This is a genomic window from Maricaulis maris, assembly GCF_003634045.1.
GTDB lineage: Bacteria > Pseudomonadota > Alphaproteobacteria > Caulobacterales > Maricaulaceae > Maricaulis > Maricaulis maris.
Map to the genome: position 1 here is coordinate 99,202 of NZ_RBIM01000002.1, position 19,231 is coordinate 118,432.

The following is a 19,231-nucleotide window of genomic DNA, read 5'->3' on the forward strand; positions in this document are numbered from 1 at the left end:
CCCCATGACCACCCAGCCCCGCCATCTCGCCGAGATCCGCCACACCGATCTCGTCTTCCCGCACCAGACCAATCACCAGGGCAGCTATTTCGGCGGTGCGGCGATGGCGGAGATGGACAAGATCGCCTTCCTGGTCGCGGCGCGTCATGCCCGTCGCCCCTTCGTGACGGCCTCCTGCGACAAGCTCGATTTCGTGGCGCCGGCGCTGCTGGGTGATCTGATCGAGCTGACCGGACAGGTCCGCATGGTCGGGCGCACGTCATTGATCGTCGATGTCGAGCTGGCGGCGGAAAACCTGATCACCGGTGCCCGTCATGTCTGCACACGCGGGGCCTTCACCATGGTCGCTGCCGACCGCAAGACCAATCCGGACCGACTGCCGCCATCGCCCGACGCCAAGCCGGAATTCGCGCCCAGCCCGCCGGGCTATGCCCGCACGCTGCAACTGGTTTTCCCCGGTGACACCAATCACTTGGGCCAATTATTTGGCGGCAATGCCATGTCGCTGATGGGCAAGGCGGCCTATATCGCCGCTTCGCGGCACACCCGCAGCGATGTCGGCATGGCGGCGTCGGACAAGATCGATTTCATTGCGCCGACGCGCGAAGGTGAATTGCTCGACGTGATCGCGACCATCGCCTCGGTCGGACGGACCTCGATGACGGTCGCGGTGCTGGCGGAAGCTGAAGACTTGATGACCGGCGAACGCCGCAAGGTTGGTGAGGCGGACTATGTCATGGTCGCGCTCGACACAGACGGCAAGCCAACGCCTGCCCGGTCGTTGGCTTAAGGCGCGATCGGCAGTGCTTTCACCTGCAGTGCTGGCACCAGTCCACGATCATTGCAGCGATGCCAGCCGGCAATCGAAAAGCGCTCGCGGTGCGAGACCGTCACTTCGTGGGGAATTTCCTCGGACAGGAAGACTGCCAGCGTGCCGAATTCCGGGCGCAGCTCGGTCAGCACCTGATCATCCTCGCCATATATGCGCAAATGCCCGCCATCGCCCTCGCGCCAGTCCGGATTGAGATAGAGCACGGTCGAGAGGACGCGGTTGCGGGCGCCGCGGAAACTGTCGACATGGCGTTTGTAGAAGGCACCGGCCTCGTAAACGGCGAAATGTGCCTCGAAGGCAAACAGGCCGAGCATGAGCCGGGCATTGACCTCGCGGCGAAGCGCTTCGGCGAACGCCAGATAGGCGATCTGTCCGGGCGTCGACCCGTCGAGCCATTTCGTCTTGTCGCGGCGGATGCCGGCGATCAGCTCATGATCCTCGGCGCGGCCGATGCCGGCCGGAGTGAGCGCGTCTTCCTGCCACAGGGCTTCGGCCTCCTGGCGCAGGGCTGACAACATCGCTGTGTCGGTCAGGCGGACGGCCGCAAAGCCGGGTCCGGCGAGGGCGTCGCACAGCATGTCGATGTCGAAGGCAGGCAGGCCGGTCAGACCGGCAGGCAGCAGGCTCAAATGCGCGCATCCATCCACAAGAGGAGGGCGCTCTTAGGCTTGGCCTGTCAAGGCGTCAATCAAATTCGCGACCATTGGCCCGCGCCAAGGCCTTCAGCGCTGCCAACGCATCGCCGAGGCGGTCCTCGGGCACAAAGACATGGTCGTGGAAATAGCCGGCAACCGGATTGCAGCCGATGCCTTCGGCGGCGAGGGCGGCGGCGACATGGGCCATGAAGCCGACCGCCTCGAGCGAGGAGTGGATGGCCAGGGTGATGCGGCGGCAGGGGAAGACAGGCTCGAGGTCCGCCGCCACGGCCTCGTGCCAGGGCAGGATCAGCGTCGTGCCTTCGCGCTCGTGGAATATCATCAGGGCCGTGTCGGCATACGGCGCAAGTAGCACTCGTTCAGCGGTGACGAAGCCATAGCGGGTTGGATCAGGTTCCGGACGCAGACCGGCCAACAGGGTTCCCAGATCGCTGATACCGGTCATTTGGCTTGTTCCTCCCAACGGGTAATGTCGTTGCACAGCGATAGTGATACGTGAGTCGCGATGCGCGGGAGGATGTCATGACGGTCGAAACGATCTCGCTGGTTCAAAAACACAGCCTGTTCGAAGAGGTCTGGTCGCCCAAGCGGATTGCCACCCTCGACAATTACGAGCTGAAACTGGCCAAGGGCGCCGGTTCCTTCGATTGGCATTCGCACACGGATGAAGACGAGCTTTTCCTTGTGACCCAGGGTGTTCTGCGGATCGAGATCGAGGGGCAGGATGCCGTCATCCTCGGGCCCGGTGAGCTGTGCGTGATCCCCAAGGGCGTACGCCACCGTCCGGTCACCCAGACCGAAACCGTGCACATCCTGCTGATCGAGAAGGCCGGCGTCACCAATACCGGCGATAATCCGGACAGTGATCTGACCCAGACCGTGGTCGATATCTGAGTGCGCGGATGACGAGTCTTGTTGTGGTGATCGACGTCGCGGATTGATCCGGGGGGCGCTGGCTGGTATCTCGCTGATAACGGAACCATAATTGGTTCGCTAGCGAAATAAAGAGGCAGACCATGAGCTCAGGCGCTTTCGACGTGATCGTGATTGGTGGTGGGCCGGGCGGCTATGTGGCCGCGATCCGGGCCGCCCAGCTGGGCTTCAAGACGGCCGTGGTCGAACGCGACGAACTCGGTGGCATTTGCCTGAACTGGGGCTGTATCCCGACCAAGGCGCTGCTGCGATCGGCGGAAGTTTATCATCTCATGCAACATGCCGCGGATTTCGGCCTGTCGGCGGACAAGGTCGGCTTTGACATCCAGGCCATCGTTCAGCGCTCCCGCAAGGTCTCGTCGCGCCTGACCGGCGGTATTGGCGGGCTGATGAAAAAGCACAAGATCACGGTGATCAAGGGGACAGCCACGCTCAAAAAGGGTGGCGATGCGCCGACCGTCATCGTCGACAAGGACACATACACTGCCAAACACGTCATCCTTGCAACCGGTGCCCGCGCCCGCACCATTCCCCAAGCGGGGCTTGAGCCCGACGGCGACAAGATCTGGAGCTATCGCGAAGCCATGGTGCCGGACACCATGCCGAAATCCCTGCTGGTCATCGGCTCGGGTGCGATCGGGATCGAATTTGCCAGCTTCTACAACACGATGGGCGCCGATGTGACCGTCGTCGAGATGATGGACCGGGTCCTGCCGGTCGAGGATGAGGAAATCTCTGCCTTCGCCGCCAAGAGCTTCAAGAAGCAGGGACTCAAACTGATGGTCTCGGCCCAGGTCGAAAAGCTGGAGAAGACGGCCAAGACCGTGAAGGTCCACGTCAAGGACGCCAAGGGCAAGGTCGAGATCGTGGAAGTCGAGAAAGTCATCATGGCGGTCGGTATCGCCGCCAATATCGAAAACCTCGGATTGGAAGCGCTGGGCGTGAAGATTGATCGCGGTCATGTCGTCAATGACGGTTTCGGGCGCACCAATGTGAAGGGTCTCTACGCCGTTGGTGATGTCGCGGGACCGCCCTGGCTGGCCCACAAGGCGAGCCATGAGGCAGTGGTCTGTGTCGAAAAGATCGCTGGCGAGAAAGTCCATCCCTTTGAGACGTCCAATATTCCGGGCTGCACCTATTGCCACCCCCAGATTGCCTCGGTCGGTCTGACTGAAGCCAAGGCCAAGGAGGCCGGGCATGAGGTCAAGGTCGGCCGCTTCCCCTTTGTCGGCAATGGCAAGGCGATCGCGCTCGGTGACGATCAGGGTCTCGTGAAAACCGTGTTTGATGCCAAGACGGGCGAACTTCTGGGCGCCCACATGGTTGGATCGGAAGTCACGGAATTGATCCAGGGCTATGTGATCGGGCGCCAGCTCGAGACTACGGAAGCGGAACTCATGCACACGGTCTTCCCGCACCCGACCCTGTCGGAAATGATGCATGAGAGCGTGCTCGACGCCTATGGCCGGGCCTTGCACTTCTAGGGCTGACAAAATTCATCAAGGTCGTGCATCCATTGCGGACGCGTCGTGCATCCAAGGGTCAAACCAGAGCCTTGCGAGGATGTCATGCTGACCCGAATTCTGCTTTCTGCGATCACCGCCACAGTCCTGTCGGCCTGCACCTATTCAGTGTCGGGCCAAGGCGACAACCGTTCCGTTGAATCGGCCGGACTGGTCGCCTCACGCAATGTCGACGTGCCCGGCGACGCCGAATTTTCCGGCATGTTTGTCGGCGCCGACGGGGATGTCGGCGGTAATCTGGACCTGGCCGGTGCCACTGTGCGCTCGGACGCCCGGGTCGGTGGCAATTTGATCGCTGCCGGCGGTCGGGTGCGTTTCACCGGCACAGTGGCTGGCGACGCAGAGATCGACGCCGGCACCGGTTATGTCGACGCCATCATCAACGGCAATCTCGTCATCGCCGCCGGCCGCATGGAATTGGCCGGACGCGTTGATGGTGGTCTGGAGATGGATGGCGGACGCATGATCCTGCGCGCTGACATTGCCGGCCCGGTGGCGGTCCGCGGTCACGGGCGCGACAATGATCGTGGCAATGGCCGGGTCGAACTCGCCGGACGCCTGCAACAAGGTGGCATGATCTGCGCGGCGGAAGTCGAGATCCGCAGCAATGCCCGGATCGAGGGTGACCTCCTGGTCATTTCGAACCAGCGCCCGAGCGGTGACGGTTTCCGCTTTGAAGCCCTTGGTGATCGCAGCTGCAAATATATCTGATCGCCTGCACGCTCCATCCCGGCGCAACAAGCGCGCCGGGACAAAGAATCCGGGGTCCGGCGGCCATGGTTGTCCATCAGGACGACCCGCCGGTTCCAGCTCCCTCTTGTTTCGGCAAGGCGGTCGGGCTCCGGACCCATCCAGGACATCCAGTCGCGCGGTGACGCCTACTCCGCCGACTCTACGACCGGTACCGCGTCTTCCGCCATCAGCGCCTCAACAGTTTTTTGGACGGAGCCGTAGTCGGTCTTGCCGGTTCCCAGCACCGGGATCGAGTTGACCTTGATGATCTTGCGCGGAATGGCGAGATCGGAAATGCCGTGATTGCGGGCAAAGGCCACCAGATCGGCGCGGTCGGCCTTGTCGTAATCGGTCAGCAGGATGATCTGTTCGCCCTTGCGCTTGTCGGGAATGGCGGCAGCGGCGTGCATATTGTCGGGCCACAGCGAGGTGGCGCAATTTTCGACCACGGCCAGCGAGACCATTTCCCCGCCCAGCTTGGCAAAGCGCTTCACGCGACCGCGGATCGAGATGAAACCGTCCTCGTCGATGGAGACGATATCGCCCGTGTCGTGCCAGCCATCCAGCGGTGCGTCGAGCACCAGCGGCGCGTCCGGACGGATATAGCCCTTCATGATGTTCGGCCCCTTGATGTGCAGCTGGCCGCCATCATTGATGCCGGGAACCGGGATCAACCGCGCTTCACACCCCGGCATGATCTGGCCGACCGTTCCGGGCCGGTTATTGTCCGGCTGGTTGACCGAGAAGACGGGGGCCGCCTCGGTCAGGCCATAGCCTTCGACGATTTCCAGATTGAAGCGTCGGCGCAACGACGACCGTGTCTCATCCTTGACCCGTTCGGCACCGCACACGGCCATACGCAGCGTCGACAGATCGTTCTCGTCAGCGGCGCGGGCATATTGGTTCATGAAAGTATCGGTGGCGAACAATATGGTCGCCTTGGTCTCGGCGATGCGCTTGACGATGGTCTTGGCTTGGAGCGGGGTCGGGTGGCAGATCGCCGGTACGCCGAGGCCGAGCGGCACCAGCACGCCGCCGGTCAGTCCGAAACAATGGAAGGTCGGCAGCGGATTGAACAACACATCAGTCGGCAGGATGCGGATATGGTCGCGGACCTGTTCGACATTGGCGAGCAGGTTGGCATGGCTGAGCACCACGCCCTTGGGATCGCCCTCGGTGCCGGAGGTGAAGAGATAGACGGCCGGGCTGTCCGGATCGGGATGGGCGCGCACCAGGAAGGGCGCCACCATGCCGATGGCGGCGGCCAGCTTGTCCAGGGTGGAGAGGTTTTCGCGGACATCTTCCAGATAGATCAGCTCATGATCTTCCTTCAGGGCCGCTTCCAGCTCCTGCAGCTCACCCAGTTCGATAAAGCGCCGCGCGGTGACAATGCGCTTGGCCTTGCAGGCTCGGCAGGCCGCCTTGAGGGCGCGTTCACCGGCCGTGAAATTGAGCATGGCGGGGACACGGCCATAGGCCGAGACCGCGTAAAAGGAGATGATCGCGCCGACGCCGGTCGGCAGCAAGACGCCGACCGCTTCGCCCGGCTCGGTTCCGCCCTTGAGCGCGTGGCCGAGCGCGAAGACGGCCTTGGTCAGGTCGCCGAAGCTCAGCTCGCGGCCGTCGGCATCGACAGCTGCCAGCTTTTTGCTGCCATACCGGCGTTTGGAATCAAGCAGGGCGGCAAAGACCGATTTGCGGATCCGGTTGAGGTTGAAGTCGGGTCCCTTGAAGGTTTCCCCGACCGGCGCGCCCTGGTCCGGCGTGCCGGCGTCAGCCGGAATGTTTCCGGCGGCTGTGGTGTCAGCCATGTAATCCTCCCATCGGCGCCCCTTGTCGCGGACGCTCGTTTGACCGGAGATATTACGCTTGGCTGACGCAGAGGGAAGGGGGAGGAATGATTCACATTCATCACCGTCATGAATATCGCGATTTACGGAAATAATTTATCGAAAAACGAAAAAACTGGTTGATATCGTTTTTCGATAATGTAAGCTTCGACTCAACGCTGGGGAGCGTATGAATGGGGCTTCGAAGAGTCCTGACATGAACGGGAGACTTGCATGCAAAAGGTCCTGCTGGCCGCTTCGGCCCTGACCACCGCGCTGATGACATCGGGCTGCGTGATCGTTGTTGCTGACGACGATGACAGCAAGATGCTGCGTGGCCACAGCACCCGCACTGCCGACGGCTATACCGTGCTCGACCGTGACGGGGATTACAGCCGCCTGGCCGGTGATATGAATCTGCGTGGCCGGATCGGTGGCGATCTCAGCCTGGTCGCAGGCGATGTCGATATCGACGACATGGATATTGGCGGTGAAGCCTCGATCGCCGGCGGCGATATTGATTTTTCCGGCCGCGTCCGTGGCGAGGTTTCGATCGCCGGTGGTGACATCAATTTTTCCGCTGAGGTTGACGATGACCTCAATCTCGCCGGTGGCGAAATCGACTTTACCGGCCGCGTCCATGGCGAGGCCGCTCTGGCGGCCGGCGAAATGCGTGTGGCCGGCTGGTTCGGCGACACGCTGCATGCCCAGGCCGACGAGATCTGGTTCACCGGTGAAGCCGTCGGACCGGCCAAGCTCGTCGCCGCCGATGAACTCCGCAATAACCGTCGCCGAAACCAGCGCGGGATGATCGAAGTTGGCGGCACGCTGTCGGGCGGCGCCGAGATTTGTGCCATTTCCGTCGTCTTTACCGACACAAGCCGCGTCGGTCCCGGCGTGACGGTGTGGGCGGAAGAGCCGCCGGTCACGCAGAGCGGCGCCCGGGTTTCCGGCCTGGACTATCAGCCGCGCGATGGACGCGACTGCGATGACCTGATCGACGACTGAGCCTGTCACTCAATCGCGTTTGAAACCTTCACCTGACCGCCGGGGGGCGCAGGGAGATTTTACAATGAACAACATCACGATGAAAACGTGGATCATGGCCGGGGGGCTGGCCATTTCCCTTTTTGCCGGGGCTGCATCGGCCCAGGTCATCGGTGGCGATGTCGAAATCGATGGCAGTAATCACGATGTCATTTTCCTGGGCGGCGAGATGAATGTCCGCGGCCAGGTCAATGGCGACATAAAGGGCGTGGCCGGCAGTGTCCGGGTCAACGCCGATGTCACCGGTTCGGTCCAGCTGGTGGGTGGAGAGATCGACGTCGCCGGATCGGTCGGCGGGGACATCGACCTGGCCGGCGGCGAGGTCGTCTCGCGCGCCAATGTCACGGGAGACGCCAATTTTGCCGGCGGGGAGTCGCGTATTTCCGGCACTATCGGTGGCATGCTCAACGCGGCCTCCGGACATGTCGAGATCGACAGCCAGGTTGGCGGTGATGCCAAAATGGCCGGTGGTTTTGTCGAGACCAGTTCGGCCAGCCGCTTTGCCGGCGCCGCCGAGATCGTGGGCGGCGAGGTCCACCTGTCCGGCGAGTTCACCGGCCCGGTTGATATCGAAGGCGGTGAAATCCACCTCGCCGGCATCTTTCTCGACGATGTCGAGATCATGGCTGAGGAAGTCTATATCCTGGACGGGACGCAAGTCGCCGGTGAACTCCGCATCCGCTCGCCGCACGAGCCGGTGGTGGCCGATGGCACCCGTTTTGGCAGCTATGACTATGAGTACCGCCAGTTCAATTTCGGCGCCAAGGACTGGGATCATATCGATTTCGACTTTGATGCCCCGACCGGTGTGTTCGGCCTGTTCATTCCCGGTGCTGTCTTCCTGCTGGCCGTGATGGCCCTGCTGGTGGCACCCAATGGCGTGGCCTCCGTCGCGGCCCGTTTCCGGGACCGCCCGGTGGTCGGTGGCTTTTTCGGATTTATCGGCTTTGCCCTGTCGCCAGTCTTCCTGATCATCATGACCATCCTGCTGGCGATTACCGTGGTCGGCATCCTGCTGATCCCGATCATGTGGTTGATCTTCTGGCCCTTCATGCTGCTTTGCATGGGCTTTGGTGCGGTCGCGGTCGGCGACATGATCTTCAACCGCAAGCCGGACGAGAAGACTATGGGGCTGGGCATGCGCCTTCTGTCCACCTTCTGTGTCGTGGCTGTCTTTGCCGCCTTCGGTGCGATCGGCGGACTCGGCTTCCTGGCCGGTTTCCTGCTGCTCTTCATCGGACTGGGCTCGTGGATGATGTCGCTGGGCAAGCGCCGTGAGTCAACGCCGGCGATGACGGCACCGGGAACCAGCTGAGCAATTGGTCGCACGACGCATCATGACAATGCGGAAAGGCAGGGGTGACCTCGCCGGGTGAGCGCGCTAAATCTGCCTCCGAACAATCCCACAAAAGGGGTATCGGGGAATAATGCGCACACTCAACATCATCGCTCTTGCAGCGGCGGCTGCGACGTTCAACGTCGCGGTCGCCCAGCCTGTCCAGCAGACCGTCAATGACTGGCGCGATGCCTTCCGCCAGCTCGAGGACGAAGACTGGCCCTCGCCGAACCGGGAACGCCGCGCGACCGGTGCACCGGGTCCGGATTACTGGCAGCAGCAGGTCGATTACGACATCGATATCCGGCTCGATGAAGAGGCCCGGCATCTGTTCGGCACCGAGACGGTCACCTACACCAATAACGCACCCGATACGCTCGACTTCCTGTGGTTCCTGCTCGACCAGAACCGTTTCCGTCCCGATTCCATCGCGGTGATGACCGAGACTGTTGGCGGTGGTGGCCGTTCGGCCGGCCGTGTCGGTGGTGATTTCCCGGACGGGATGTCCGCCAGTTCCCTGCGCCGTCGCGAGATGCTCAATGAGGACGGTTACGGCTTCAATATCACCGGCGTCACCGATGCGAACGGCGAGCCGATGGACTTCACCATTGTCGACACGCTGCTGCGCCTTGATCTCGATGATGTGCTGGAAACCGGCGACAGCGTCACCTTCACGATCGAGTGGGATTACCGCTTGGTCGAGACCCAGGTCATCGGCGGCCGCGCCGGTTGGGAATGCTTCGAGGAGACCGAGGATACCGGCGGCGATTGCATCTATCAGATCGCCCAATGGTTCCCGCGCGCCGCCGTCTTCTCCGACTATGAAGGCTGGCACAACAAGGCCTTCCTCGGTCGTGGTGAATTCGCGCTCGAATTCGGTGACTACGACGTGTCCATCCGCGTGCCGCAAGATTTCATCGTTTCGGCGACCGGTGTTCTGCAAAATCCGGAAGAGGTCCTGACCGAGCCGCAGCGTGAGCGTCTGGAAGAGGCCCGCACCGCGGACGAGCCGGTCTTCATCGTCACCCCGGCCGAAGCCCGCGCCAATGAGCGTCGCGGCACCCGCTCCATGGCGACCTGGGAGTTCCGGGCCGAGAATGTCCGCGATTTCGCCTGGGCCGGTTCGCGCAAATTCATCTGGGACGCGGTTGGCGTCGAGCAGGACGGGATGGGGCAGGCGCCCGACCTCGTCATGGCGATGTCGTTTTATCCCAATGAAAGCGAGCCCTTGTGGTCGACCTTCTCGACCCGCGCCGTCGAGCACACGCTCGATGTCTATAATGATTTTGCCTTCCCTTACCCCTATCCGGTCGCGCAATCGATTGCCGGCCCGCAGGGCGGGATGGAATACCCGATGATCACCTTCAATGGCGGTTCCTATGGCCGTCCGATGGTCGATGATGACGGCAATTTGAGCTATTCGCTCCGCGCCAAGCGCGGCCTGATCGGCGTGATCATTCACGAGATCGGCCACATCTATTTCCCGATGGTCGTCAATACGGACGAGCGCCAGTGGACCTGGATGGATGAGGGCATCAACACCTTCCTGCAATTCCAGGCCGAACAGCAGTGGGAAGAAGGCTTCCGCTCGCGCCGCGGCGACCCCGACCTGATTGCCGGTTACATGGCATCCAGCAGCCAGATGCCGATCATGACGCAGTCGGATTCGATTGTTCAGTTCGGCAGCAATGCCTATGGCAAGCCGGCCACGGCGCTGGTCGTGCTGCGGGAAACCGTGCTTGGACGTGAACTGTTCGACGACGCCTTCCGCGCCTATTCCGAGCGTTGGCGCTTCCGGCGGCCGACGCCCTATGACTTCTTCCGCACCATGGAAGAGGTCTCCGGTGTCGATCTCGACTGGTTCTGGCGTGGCTGGTTCTACTCCACCGACCATGTCGACATCTCGCTCGACCGGGTGATCGAGGGCACGTTCGACACCGAGGACCCGGCCATCGAAAATCTGCTGGAGCGAGCTGACGACACCGAATTCCGCGAAAACCTCACCCCGCAGCGCAATGCGGCGGAGGGCATCGTGACCTATGCCGAGCGCAATCCGGAAGTGCAGGACTTCTATTCGCGCCATGACCCGTTCACGGTCACCGAGCGCGAGCGGGAAGCCTATGAAACCGCGCGTGAACGGATGGAAGACTGGGAAGCGGAGATCCTCGACAGCGACACCCGCGTCTACTATCTCGACTTCACCAATCAGGGCGGCGTGGTGATGCCGATCATCCTGGAGTTCACCTTCGCGGATGGCAGCACTGATCTGGTGCGGATTCCGGCCGAGGTGTGGCGCTATGATCCGCAAAACGTCACCTGGACCTATGTCACCGACCGTCAGGTCGTCTCGGTCGAGCTCGACCCGCTGCGCGAAACTGCCGATGCCGATCGCACGGATAATTATTATCCGCCGCGCATCGAACCGACGCGTCTCGAGCTCTATCGCTCGTCCAGCAATCCCTCCAGCATGATGGATGACATGGACCTGCGCGTGGCCCGCGACTCGACCCGCACGCGTCCGGAATAGGCCACGGGGAGGGCCGCGACACCGCATGCGTATCCGCTTGACCCTCCTGACCGTATTGGCGGGGCTGTCCCTGGTGACAGCCCCGTCGCACGCCCATCGCATGCATGCCGGCGTCACCGAGATCGCCGTCAATGCGCGCACTGCCGAGCTGGAAATTATCCACCGGATCTACGCCCACGACCTGATGGAAGCCCTCGACCGCACCGGCCTCGACGCCGTCGATTTCCTGGCCACGGCCGACGGCATGGCGACGGTGGGCACCTATGCGGCCGGTGCTTTTCGCATGGCAGACACGGACGGCGAGCTGCTGGAGCCCGCTTTTGTCGGCGCCGAGATCGATGGCGAGTTTGCCTGGATCTATTTCGCAGCGCCGGTTCCGGCCGAGCAGGCCAGCTTCATCGTCGACAATGATCTGCTCGCCGAAACCTTCGACGACCAGGTGATGATGACCAATCTGCGCTTCAACTCGCTGGTCCGCACAGCCATGCAGGGACCGGGACGCCGCACCCCGATCCGCCTCCGCTTCAGCGACGACTGAGACCGTTCAGACCTTGTGAACCGGGGCCGGGCAGCGGCACTGGAAACTGCCGGCCAGCTGCCCTTCGGTGCGGGTATAGTCAAACGTCACCTCGTCCCCGGCCGCCAGATCACGCAGCGCCACCAGGGTCGGCAGGGCGGTTTCGAGATCATAGACGATCTCGCAGCTTGGCTCACAGGCATGATTGACGAAATGGCCGTATCCGGTCGGTTCGACATGGCGATTGTCATCAGTGCGGAAGGAATAGGGCGTCTGCTCGGCGCCGACCGGACCATCAATCCCGACCACCGTCTCGCCGGCCGCCACCGGTGTCACCAGCACCGTGCCCCAGCCATGTGTGGGTGAGCGGTCGAGCCGCGCGGCGGGCGCATGCGCCATGACATAGGGCAGGGCCGCTTCGCCATCACCGCCGGCAATGCGCCCGCTCATGGCGCCACCATGGAGGCAGGCTTCGGGCACCAGGTCCAGCATCACCCCGCTTGGCGAGACGCCGTCAAATTCCAGCATCACGGCGAGACGCTCGCCAACCAGAAGCCCGCGCAGTTCGGCCCGGTGCGGCACCCCGTCGCGCTCGGCGATCCGGTCCAGCGTGCCGCCGACCCGGCCATCTTCATCGATCGTCAGGGCAATCCGGTCATAAAGCCGCGTCCCGTCGAGCGCGACATGAAAGCCGATCAAATGCACCGGCACAGACGCCGCTCTGGTTGCTCCAAGAAACTGCGTCATATCCGAATCCCCAACACAAACAATAAGGTGCGGCGAGGTTAGGGGATTTGTGTTGTGGTGCAAGCTTGCGCGGGCGCATTCTGACCAATCAGGAGCGCCACTTGGCCCGGTTTCGCACTAGGGACCCGGCTCTCCGCGCTCCTCGGCCAGAAGGTCGAGAATTCGCTCGATCCGCGCCCGCAGGGCTATCAGGATGAGATGTGTGTTGTCCTGGGTGATATAGGCACTCTGCAACGCATCCATGATGTCTCGATCTTCCAGCAGAACCGCGTGATCGATCGCCTCAACCCGGCCGAGCTGTTCGAACCTCGTCGACGGTTGCCCGGTCAGTTCCAGTGTTTTCGCGCGGATGATGACCCGGCTCAGTTCGGCCACCGGCTCGGCGACTTGCGAGAATTGGAGATACAGGAAGCCGGTATAGCTGTCATATCTGTAGAGTTCGTCGCGCAAGGCCGCGTTTCTGATCAGGCGCATCCGGCCCGTCGAGACCAATTCCTCAAATGCGGCGGACGGTGCCGGCATGCTGCCGATGGAATCCACCAGGGCGAGGTCAGAGGCGAGGAAGTCCTCATCAAGCTGGCCGGCACGGATACCGGTGATCAAGCGCTCCGTGACCTCCAGATACAGCAATTGCCGCGCGATCCCGCTATCGGTCAGCGCCAATTGCTGCTCGAAATCACGCTCCAGCCGCTCCAGCAGGCTGTGCGTCTCGATCCGCTCCTGCCGCGCCTCATTCCAGTTATTGACCTGCAGACCGATAAACACGCCAAACACCACGATCAGCGTTTCGATCACCACAGTGACCCAGTCCTGCTTGCGCAGGCCAATGGCAAGACGCCGCAAGATCATGCTTTCCCCCCGGGCCGAAAGGCCGGTCTCTACAGAGCGCGTTGCGCCCGCCAAGGCAAGGCTGGTTTGGATTCCCTCTCCCATGGGAGAGGGTGGCCGAAGGCCGGGTGAGGGGGAAAGCCCGGTGCCTGGGTGCTGATCCCCCTCATCCGTCGCTCCGCGACACCTTCTCCCCAGGGAGAAGGAAGTCAGTACCGCGGATAGGAGAGTTCGGTGCCCGTCCCCCATTCATTTTTCCCGGGCGAAGACCCGGGACCCACCGAGCGCCCTTCCCAGCAATGTGTTTCCGGTAGATCCCGAATCGCGCCGAAGCGCGTCCGGGAAAAATGGGGAGGTCAGGCGGGCGATCCCACAGCCCGTCAATCAAGCGCGCAGAGCGCGCACTTTCCAGACATGAAACAAGCGCGCCGAGCGCGCTCTGGGCCATAAACCCATTGCCGGGAGATCGCCGTATCCGGTTCTTCAGCTCAAGGGGCATGCCCGCGGAGCGGCACCTGCGGCGCCCTTGACCTGAAGAAACGGATACGGCCCGCTGGATGGCATGGGGTTTATGGGGTGGGGGTGCGGGAGAGTGGTGTGTGTTCCCACTGTTCGGGAGGACTATGATTGGGCGTGGGGCGCCTATTTGAGTCCAGTTTGGCGCAGGAGCGCCCATGGTGGGGAGCACAGTTCAGCCTTACGGCGACTAGGTAAGCGCGACCGTGATCACGGTGCTCTGTAGACAAGCCACACCTGGACCAGGTGGGTTGGCGCCACGGATTGAGAGCGCCAACTTCTCGATCATCTTGAGTAATGCGTTCATGGTCACGAACCCCCAACTGGAACGCGATAGTCAATGTGAGCTGCTGCCGGTCTGGTGGACACCCCTTCGCCAACCCGGCCCAATAACTAATCAGATTCAGTTGAATACCGGCCTAAGACACGACTACGCCATCGCCCCAATCATCGGATCAAGTATTTTTGGGAAACTCGATATATCTTGACATTGATGCGTCTAGTTATACAACTTTAGAGTATGGCCGGTTGGAGGGGACGCAAAGTGTTACGACTATTTCTTATTGTTAGTCTGCTGCTAGCGCTACAAACCCTTTCGTCCTGTGCTTCAAGCCAGCCACGCGGGGCACTCTGCGTACGCGGCGACGGGTGCATTCTTGATGAGCGCGAACGACGAGGTCCAAGGGGTAGCGATCAGTTAGAAGTTACTCCGTTCCGAACTTCGCAGCCGAATTTATCTCTCGACCTCAACATTGATGGCTATTTTGATCATGTTGGAGAGTTGCTCTTGCCCGGGCAGATCTCCGGCGCGACATGCGGCGGAGGCACGGCGACTCAGATGTTCGACGTGTCCTCCCTCGATGCCCGGCCAGGTACGGAAACACCCGGGTTTTTGACGGTCGCGGAAATGACCGAAAACTACTCAACCACCGAAAGTGGAGCGGTCAGTACGCGTGCCAATGTTGGCCCTGTCCTTGCCAATCTTCTGTCTAGCCGCGGCATTTCCCAAGAAACGGCCGCTGGTGTGGGCGCAGCCTTCGCAAGCGGTCAGACGTCTATAGTCGCCGCGCGAGGGAAGTACATTGAAGTGCGGCTGTCTGACGGGGTCATCCGGCAATTGCGCGATAGGACCGTGATGGATGGAGATGCCACTCAACGAGCGCATTTGTACAATTGTATACTGGAGCTTGCCCTATCGCGGCATGACCACCGACTGCTGACCGGGCTAAGTGGCTTCTATATGGAATCGTTGGAAATTAACTCGAATTTCAATCGCGACTTCGAATTAGCGGTAGAGGCGGCAGTCTCCAATCCAGACGAGGAGGTAGCTGTCCTCGAGTTGAGAGGCGAGGTGGCAAGTTCTCTTAACGGTGAGTTCAGATCTTTGGTCACGAGTGAGTTTCGCCAGTTTTCACAGGAGACGTTTCGCTATGGTGCAATCGCCTACACATCGCCGTATACGTTTTTCGTGTTCGCTGGTCAGGGCAACGTTCGTATTCCCGCGTTGGGCGGGCGAAGACGGGTAGAAATTTGCAATGGAGGAGAGCACCGCCAGACTGGGACGTCGAATAATTACCTCCAAGTGGTGATAGCAGACCAGCCTGGGCGCGTACCGGCAGTTGATGTTGCTGGCGTGGATTTGCCCCTTCAGACTCACGGCCACAGGCACATGCGGTGTCGTACGTATCGACTCGAAAGCCCGCTCGATATTGCATTTTATGACATGGATCCGAGCAATCAGGCCGAGGTCGCGTCTATAGAAGGCACCGTGGCTTTTTTTCGGTAACGCACTGAAAGCAAAAACTGCCGGCGCACCGTGGAGGGCGTTGGCATCTTGTTTTACACGACCTTTGCAAAGCAGCGGCCTGAGGGCCGCTGCGCGATCCCATATCCAACAAGCGGCGACGGCGCGGACCGCGGAGTTGCGCGGGTGCCGTGGTGCGATAGGGCGCAGGAGTAGGCGTAGCGTGAGCCTCGGTACAGGCCCGCTTTCGGGATCAAGCCCGCATCCCCCCCACCACCACAGCCCCCCGACCTTGCCACATCGCGCCTGTCATCATACATCGCCCCCATGGCCAATCTGATCGACACCACTGCCCGTTCCGCTGCCTCTGACGCGCGTGCGGCTCGCCATCCGGAGAAGCAGAAGCGGGCGGATACGCCTGTGCTGCGCAAGCCGGAGTGGATCCGGGTCAAGGCGCCCCTGGGCAAGACGTTTTCCGAGACCCAGAAAATCGTCAAGGATGGCGGTCTGGTGACGGTGTGCGAGGAGGCGGGCTGTCCCAATATCGGTGAGTGCTGGGAGCAAAAGCACGCCACGTTCATGATCCTGGGCGATACCTGCACCCGCGCCTGTTCCTTCTGCAACGTCAAGACCGGCCTGCCGGCCGCGGTCGACACGGACGAGCCGCGCCGTGTGGCCGAGGCGGTGGCGCAGATGGGGCTCAATCATGTCGTCATCACCTCGGTGGACCGCGATGACCTCGATGATGGCGGGGCGCAGCATTTTGTTGATGTGATCAGTGCGATCCGCGCCGCCACGCCCTCGACCACGATCGAGATCCTGACACCGGACTTCCTGCGCAAGCCGGGCGCCGCCGAAGCCGTGATCGATGCCAGGCCGGACGTGTTCAACCATAATCTGGAGACGGTGCCGCGCTTGTATCTCTCGATACGCCCGGGCGCGCGCTATTTCCATTCGCTGCGGCTTTTGGAGCGGGTCAAGGATCGAGATCCGGCGCAATTCACCAAGTCGGGCATCATGGTCGGGCTGGGCGAGAGCAAGGAAGAAGTCATGCAGGTGATGGACGATATGCGGTCCGCCGGCATCGATTTTCTCACCATCGGCCAGTATCTGCAGCCGACCCGCAAGCATGCCGCCGTTGACCGCTTCGTCCACCCGGACGAGTTCAAGGCCTATGAGACGATCGCCCGCGCCAAGGGCTTCCTGATGGTCTCGGCGACGCCGCTGACCCGTTCGAGCCATCATGCCGGCGATGATTTCGCCAAGCTGCGCGCGGCGCGCGAGCAGATGATGGCGCGCGGTTAGATCGGCATAGCGGGGGCGAAGATGGTCGTAGAAGTCCGCGAACGCCTGCGCCTGTTTCACAGCGCCGATGATGTGTTCGAGCTGGTCAGCGATGTCCGCCGCTATCCGCACTTCATCCCGCAGATCACCGCCATGCGCGTGCTCGATGAGCGCCGGGACGGGCCGCGTCTGGAGCTGACGGCGGAAGCGCGCGTGCGCTATAAATTCGTCAGCGAGCGTTTCACATCCAGGGTCGAGGCCGACGGCGCGGCGCGGCGGATTGATGTCAGCTTTGTCGCCGGGCCTTTCCGGGTGCTGGAAAACCGTTGGCATTTCCACGCCTTGTCCGACGGTTCCTGTCTGGTCGATTTCTCGATCCGGGCGGCGTTCAAGAACCCGATCCTGCAAGTCCTGCTCGAGAGCAATCAGGAACGGGCGGGCCGGGTGCTGATCAGCAAGTTTTCCGCCGAGGCGGAACGGCGCCATGAGCGCGCGGGTGATCCCGCCCTCGACCTAGCCGAAGAGATCAACGCCATCGGCTAGCAGGTCGAGCGCCGTGGCGACGCTGGCCAGGCGCACCGCATCGCGGCCGCGATCACCGAAACGGCAGACTTCGCTGCGGGTCGGCTTGTCGCGACAGGCGAGACCGAAATGCACCAGGCCGGCCGGTTTGTGGTCCGAGCCGCCAGGCCCGGCAATGCCGGTGATCGACACCGCGATATCAGCGTTTGAACGCAATAGCGCTTCCTCGGCCATGCGACGGGCAACCTCGACCGAGACGGCGCCATTGGCCGCAATCACCCGCGCCGGAACGCCCAGCATCTCGGTCTTGGCGGCGTTGGAATAGGTCACGAAACCACGGTCGACGACGTCCGACGAGCCGGGAATCTCCGTCAACAGGCCGGCGACCAGCCCGCCGGTGCAGCTTTCCGCCGTCGCAATCATCACACCAGCCGTTTTGGCGCGGGCGATCAGGGTTTCCGCCTGCTCGATCAGGGAGTGGTTGAACATCATGCTGTCAGTCTCGCCGTGACAATGGCTTGCGCGGCCAGGCCTTCGCCGCGCCCGGTAAAGCCGAGTTTTTCCGTGGTGGTCGCCTTTATATTGACTCGCGCCTCCGGCAAGCCGAGCAGCTGTGCCACTCGCGCCCGCATGGCCTCGCGATGCGGGCCGATCTTGGGCCGTTCGGCGATGATCGTCAGGTCGGCATGGACGAGCTCGCCGCCAGCGTCTTTCAGGAGTTTTACGGCGTGCAAAAGGAAGGCGTCCGACGCCGCGCCCTTCCATTGCGGGTCCGATGGCGGGAAATGCTGGCCGATATCACCGGCACCGGCCGCGCCCAGAATGGCATCGGTGAGGGCATGCAGGCCGGCATCAGCGTCGGAATGCCCAATGAGGCCCAGCCCGGCCCGGATCTCGATCCCGCACAGCCACATCACTTCGGCCGGCTCCAGCCGGTGCACATCATAACCCTGGCCGGTGACGGTGATCGTCTCGCTCATGATCTGTCTTTCTGCCCGGTCAAAATCATCCGCCGTCGTCAGTTTGAAATTCTCCGCCTCACCGGGAACAAGCGCAACCTCACCCCCCGCCGCCCGGATCACCGCGGCATCATCGGGCAGGGCGGTGTCACCCAATTGCGCATAGGCGGCGAGCAGCGGCGCCAGATGGAAGGCCTGCGGCGTCTGCGCGGCGAAAAGGCCGTCACGCGAGACCGGATCACCCATCGTGGTGCCGTCGTCGCCGGCGGACCGGAACAGCGCATCAGCAACCGGCAAGGCGGGGATGACTGCGTCGTGGGTCGCCAGCGCGTCGACCAGGCGGTCGATCAGCTTGTGGCTGACGAAGGGGCGGGCGGCGTCATGGATCAGGACGGCGTCGGCACCGGTCGCGCGAGCCGCCTCCAGACCGGCGCGGACCGAGGCGGTGCGGGTCGCGCCGCCAGGGATTGTATCCAGTTTCGTGCCCAGCTCCGCCTCGACCGCCGTGATATGGTCCTGGTCGGCCGGGTTGATCACCACGATGATGCCGACAAAGACCCGGCCATGACGCAGACGATGAAGCGTACGGGACAGCACGCTTTTGCCGGCCAGTTCGCGATACTGTTTCGGCACACCACCACCGGCCCGCTCACCGCGTCCGGCGGCAACAATGACAGCAGCGATCTTCATCAACAGGCC

Annotated in this window: 18 protein-coding genes; 11 read left to right on the top strand and 7 right to left on the bottom strand. The window is 62.3% G+C overall.

What is annotated here, in order from left to right; genetic code table 11:
- Window positions 1-4 precede the first annotated feature (4 nt).
- Window positions 5-790, top strand: coding sequence for an acyl-CoA thioesterase (locus C7435_RS03565; RefSeq protein ID WP_121210076.1), 786 nt, complete (start codon window positions 5-7; stop codon window positions 788-790).
- Here the strand turns inward: C7435_RS03565 and C7435_RS03570 are convergent.
- Complete coding sequence (locus C7435_RS03570; protein WP_121210077.1) at window positions 787-1,461, bottom strand: 2OG-Fe(II) oxygenase; 675 nt, start codon at window positions 1,459-1,461, stop codon at window positions 787-789. The two genes, C7435_RS03565 and C7435_RS03570, sit on opposite strands and share 4 nt — an antisense overlap.
- 55 nt (window positions 1,462-1,516) lie before the next feature.
- Window positions 1,517-1,933, bottom strand: coding sequence for an ACT domain-containing protein (locus C7435_RS03575; RefSeq protein ID WP_121210078.1), 417 nt, complete (start codon window positions 1,931-1,933; stop codon window positions 1,517-1,519).
- Between the two features lie 77 nt (window positions 1,934-2,010).
- Between C7435_RS03575 and C7435_RS03580 the strand changes: the two genes are divergently transcribed.
- The 3 genes from C7435_RS03580 (at window position 2,011) to C7435_RS03590 (ending at window position 4,655) form a co-directional block, all read left to right on the top strand.
- Complete coding sequence (locus C7435_RS03580) at window positions 2,011-2,382, top strand: cupin domain-containing protein (protein ID WP_075189935.1); 372 nt, start codon at window positions 2,011-2,013, stop codon at window positions 2,380-2,382.
- Window positions 2,383-2,504: 122 nt separating this feature from the next.
- On the top strand, window positions 2,505-3,905 hold the full coding sequence (gene lpdA, locus C7435_RS03585; RefSeq protein WP_121210079.1) for a dihydrolipoyl dehydrogenase: 1,401 nt from the start codon (window positions 2,505-2,507) through the stop codon (window positions 3,903-3,905).
- A gap of 84 nt (window positions 3,906-3,989) precedes the next feature.
- Window positions 3,990-4,655, top strand: a complete 666-nt coding sequence (locus tag C7435_RS03590) for a hypothetical protein (protein ID WP_121210080.1) — start codon at window positions 3,990-3,992, stop codon at window positions 4,653-4,655.
- A gap of 167 nt (window positions 4,656-4,822) precedes the next feature.
- Here C7435_RS03590 and C7435_RS03595 read toward each other — a convergent pair whose 3' ends face one another.
- Window positions 4,823-6,487 (bottom strand): AMP-binding protein, encoded by a 1,665-nt coding sequence (locus C7435_RS03595; RefSeq protein WP_121210081.1) that lies wholly within the window; start codon window positions 6,485-6,487, stop codon window positions 4,823-4,825.
- 252 nt (window positions 6,488-6,739) lie between these two features.
- Here C7435_RS03595 and C7435_RS03600 point away from each other — a divergent pair, with 252 nt between their 5' ends.
- The 4 genes from C7435_RS03600 (at window position 6,740) to C7435_RS03615 (ending at window position 11,953) form a co-directional block, all read left to right on the top strand.
- Window positions 6,740-7,513 (top strand): hypothetical protein, encoded by a 774-nt coding sequence (locus C7435_RS03600; protein ID WP_075189808.1) that lies wholly within the window; start codon window positions 6,740-6,742, stop codon window positions 7,511-7,513.
- Window positions 7,514-7,577: 64 nt separating this feature from the next.
- Window positions 7,578-8,867 carry a hypothetical protein gene (locus tag C7435_RS03605; RefSeq protein WP_121210082.1) on the top strand — a complete coding sequence of 430 codons (1,290 nt, stop codon included), beginning with the start codon at window positions 7,578-7,580 and terminating at the stop codon, window positions 8,865-8,867.
- A gap of 112 nt (window positions 8,868-8,979) precedes the next feature.
- Window positions 8,980-11,415 carry a M1 family metallopeptidase gene (locus C7435_RS03610; protein WP_121210083.1) on the top strand — a complete coding sequence of 812 codons (2,436 nt, stop codon included), beginning with the start codon at window positions 8,980-8,982 and terminating at the stop codon, window positions 11,413-11,415.
- Window positions 11,416-11,440: 25 nt separating this feature from the next.
- Window positions 11,441-11,953, top strand: a complete 513-nt coding sequence (locus C7435_RS03615) for a DUF6702 family protein (protein ID WP_121210084.1) — start codon at window positions 11,441-11,443, stop codon at window positions 11,951-11,953.
- A 6-nt stretch (window positions 11,954-11,959) separates the two neighbouring features.
- On the opposite strand, the gene C7435_RS03620 is transcribed toward C7435_RS03615, so the two are convergent.
- Together C7435_RS03620 and C7435_RS03625 are read right to left on the bottom strand one after the other, a co-directional pair.
- Window positions 11,960-12,679 carry an SET domain-containing protein-lysine N-methyltransferase gene (locus C7435_RS03620; RefSeq protein ID WP_121210085.1) on the bottom strand — a complete coding sequence of 240 codons (720 nt, stop codon included), beginning with the start codon at window positions 12,677-12,679 and terminating at the stop codon, window positions 11,960-11,962.
- Window positions 12,680-12,796: 117 nt separating this feature from the next.
- Complete coding sequence (locus C7435_RS03625; RefSeq protein WP_121210086.1) at window positions 12,797-13,528, bottom strand: hypothetical protein; 732 nt, start codon at window positions 13,526-13,528, stop codon at window positions 12,797-12,799.
- A gap of 1,333 nt (window positions 13,529-14,861) precedes the next feature.
- On the opposite strand from C7435_RS03625, the gene C7435_RS03630 reads away from it, so the two are divergent.
- The 3 genes from C7435_RS03630 (at window position 14,862) to C7435_RS03640 (ending at window position 17,594) form a co-directional block, all read left to right on the top strand.
- Window positions 14,862-15,809 (top strand): hypothetical protein, encoded by a 948-nt coding sequence (locus C7435_RS03630; protein ID WP_121210087.1) that lies wholly within the window; start codon window positions 14,862-14,864, stop codon window positions 15,807-15,809.
- A 285-nt stretch (window positions 15,810-16,094) separates the two neighbouring features.
- Window positions 16,095-17,072 carry a lipoyl synthase gene (lipA, locus tag C7435_RS03635; protein WP_121210088.1) on the top strand — a complete coding sequence of 326 codons (978 nt, stop codon included), beginning with the start codon at window positions 16,095-16,097 and terminating at the stop codon, window positions 17,070-17,072.
- A gap of 21 nt (window positions 17,073-17,093) precedes the next feature.
- A complete protein-coding gene (locus C7435_RS03640) occupies window positions 17,094-17,594 on the top strand; it encodes a type II toxin-antitoxin system RatA family toxin (RefSeq protein WP_121210089.1) in 501 nt (166 codons plus the stop codon).
- Here the strand turns inward: C7435_RS03640 and C7435_RS03645 are convergent.
- Entirely contained in the window at window positions 17,565-18,065 is a 501-nt protein-coding gene (locus C7435_RS03645) for a CinA family protein (protein WP_121210090.1), read from the bottom strand. The genes C7435_RS03640 and C7435_RS03645 overlap by 30 nt on opposite strands.
- Window positions 18,062-19,225 (bottom strand): bifunctional 2-C-methyl-D-erythritol 4-phosphate cytidylyltransferase/2-C-methyl-D-erythritol 2,4-cyclodiphosphate synthase, encoded by a 1,164-nt coding sequence (locus C7435_RS03650; protein ID WP_170150350.1) that lies wholly within the window; start codon window positions 19,223-19,225, stop codon window positions 18,062-18,064. Before C7435_RS03650 ends, C7435_RS03645 begins: the two co-directional genes overlap by 4 nt.
- Between the last annotated feature and the right edge of the window lie 6 nt (window positions 19,226-19,231).

Coding starts and splice junctions, on each gene's coding strand:
- C7435_RS03580 (WP_075189935.1), top strand. CDS start 2,011: ATGACGGTCGAAACGATCTCGCTGGTTCAAAAACACAGCCTGTTCGAA.
- C7435_RS03645 (WP_121210090.1), bottom strand. CDS start 18,065: ATGATGTTCAACCACTCCCTGATCGAGCAGGCGGAAACCCTGATCGCC.
- C7435_RS03590 (WP_121210080.1), top strand. CDS start 3,990: ATGCTGACCCGAATTCTGCTTTCTGCGATCACCGCCACAGTCCTGTCG.
- C7435_RS03625 (WP_121210086.1), bottom strand. CDS start 13,528: ATGATCTTGCGGCGTCTTGCCATTGGCCTGCGCAAGCAGGACTGGGTC.
- C7435_RS03600 (WP_075189808.1), top strand. CDS start 6,740: ATGCAAAAGGTCCTGCTGGCCGCTTCGGCCCTGACCACCGCGCTGATG.
- C7435_RS03620 (WP_121210085.1), bottom strand. CDS start 12,679: ATGACGCAGTTTCTTGGAGCAACCAGAGCGGCGTCTGTGCCGGTGCAT.
- C7435_RS03565 (WP_121210076.1), top strand. CDS start 5: ATGACCACCCAGCCCCGCCATCTCGCCGAGATCCGCCACACCGATCTC.
- C7435_RS03610 (WP_121210083.1), top strand. CDS start 8,980: ATGCGCACACTCAACATCATCGCTCTTGCAGCGGCGGCTGCGACGTTC.
- C7435_RS03605 (WP_121210082.1), top strand. CDS start 7,578: ATGAACAACATCACGATGAAAACGTGGATCATGGCCGGGGGGCTGGCC.
- C7435_RS03595 (WP_121210081.1), bottom strand. CDS start 6,487: ATGGCTGACACCACAGCCGCCGGAAACATTCCGGCTGACGCCGGCACG.
- C7435_RS03615 (WP_121210084.1), top strand. CDS start 11,441: ATGCGTATCCGCTTGACCCTCCTGACCGTATTGGCGGGGCTGTCCCTG.
- C7435_RS03575 (WP_121210078.1), bottom strand. CDS start 1,933: ATGACCGGTATCAGCGATCTGGGAACCCTGTTGGCCGGTCTGCGTCCG.
- C7435_RS03630 (WP_121210087.1), top strand. CDS start 14,862: ATGTTCGACGTGTCCTCCCTCGATGCCCGGCCAGGTACGGAAACACCC.
- lipA (WP_121210088.1), top strand. CDS start 16,095: ATGGCCAATCTGATCGACACCACTGCCCGTTCCGCTGCCTCTGACGCG.
- lpdA (WP_121210079.1), top strand. CDS start 2,505: ATGAGCTCAGGCGCTTTCGACGTGATCGTGATTGGTGGTGGGCCGGGC.
- C7435_RS03640 (WP_121210089.1), top strand. CDS start 17,094: ATGGTCGTAGAAGTCCGCGAACGCCTGCGCCTGTTTCACAGCGCCGAT.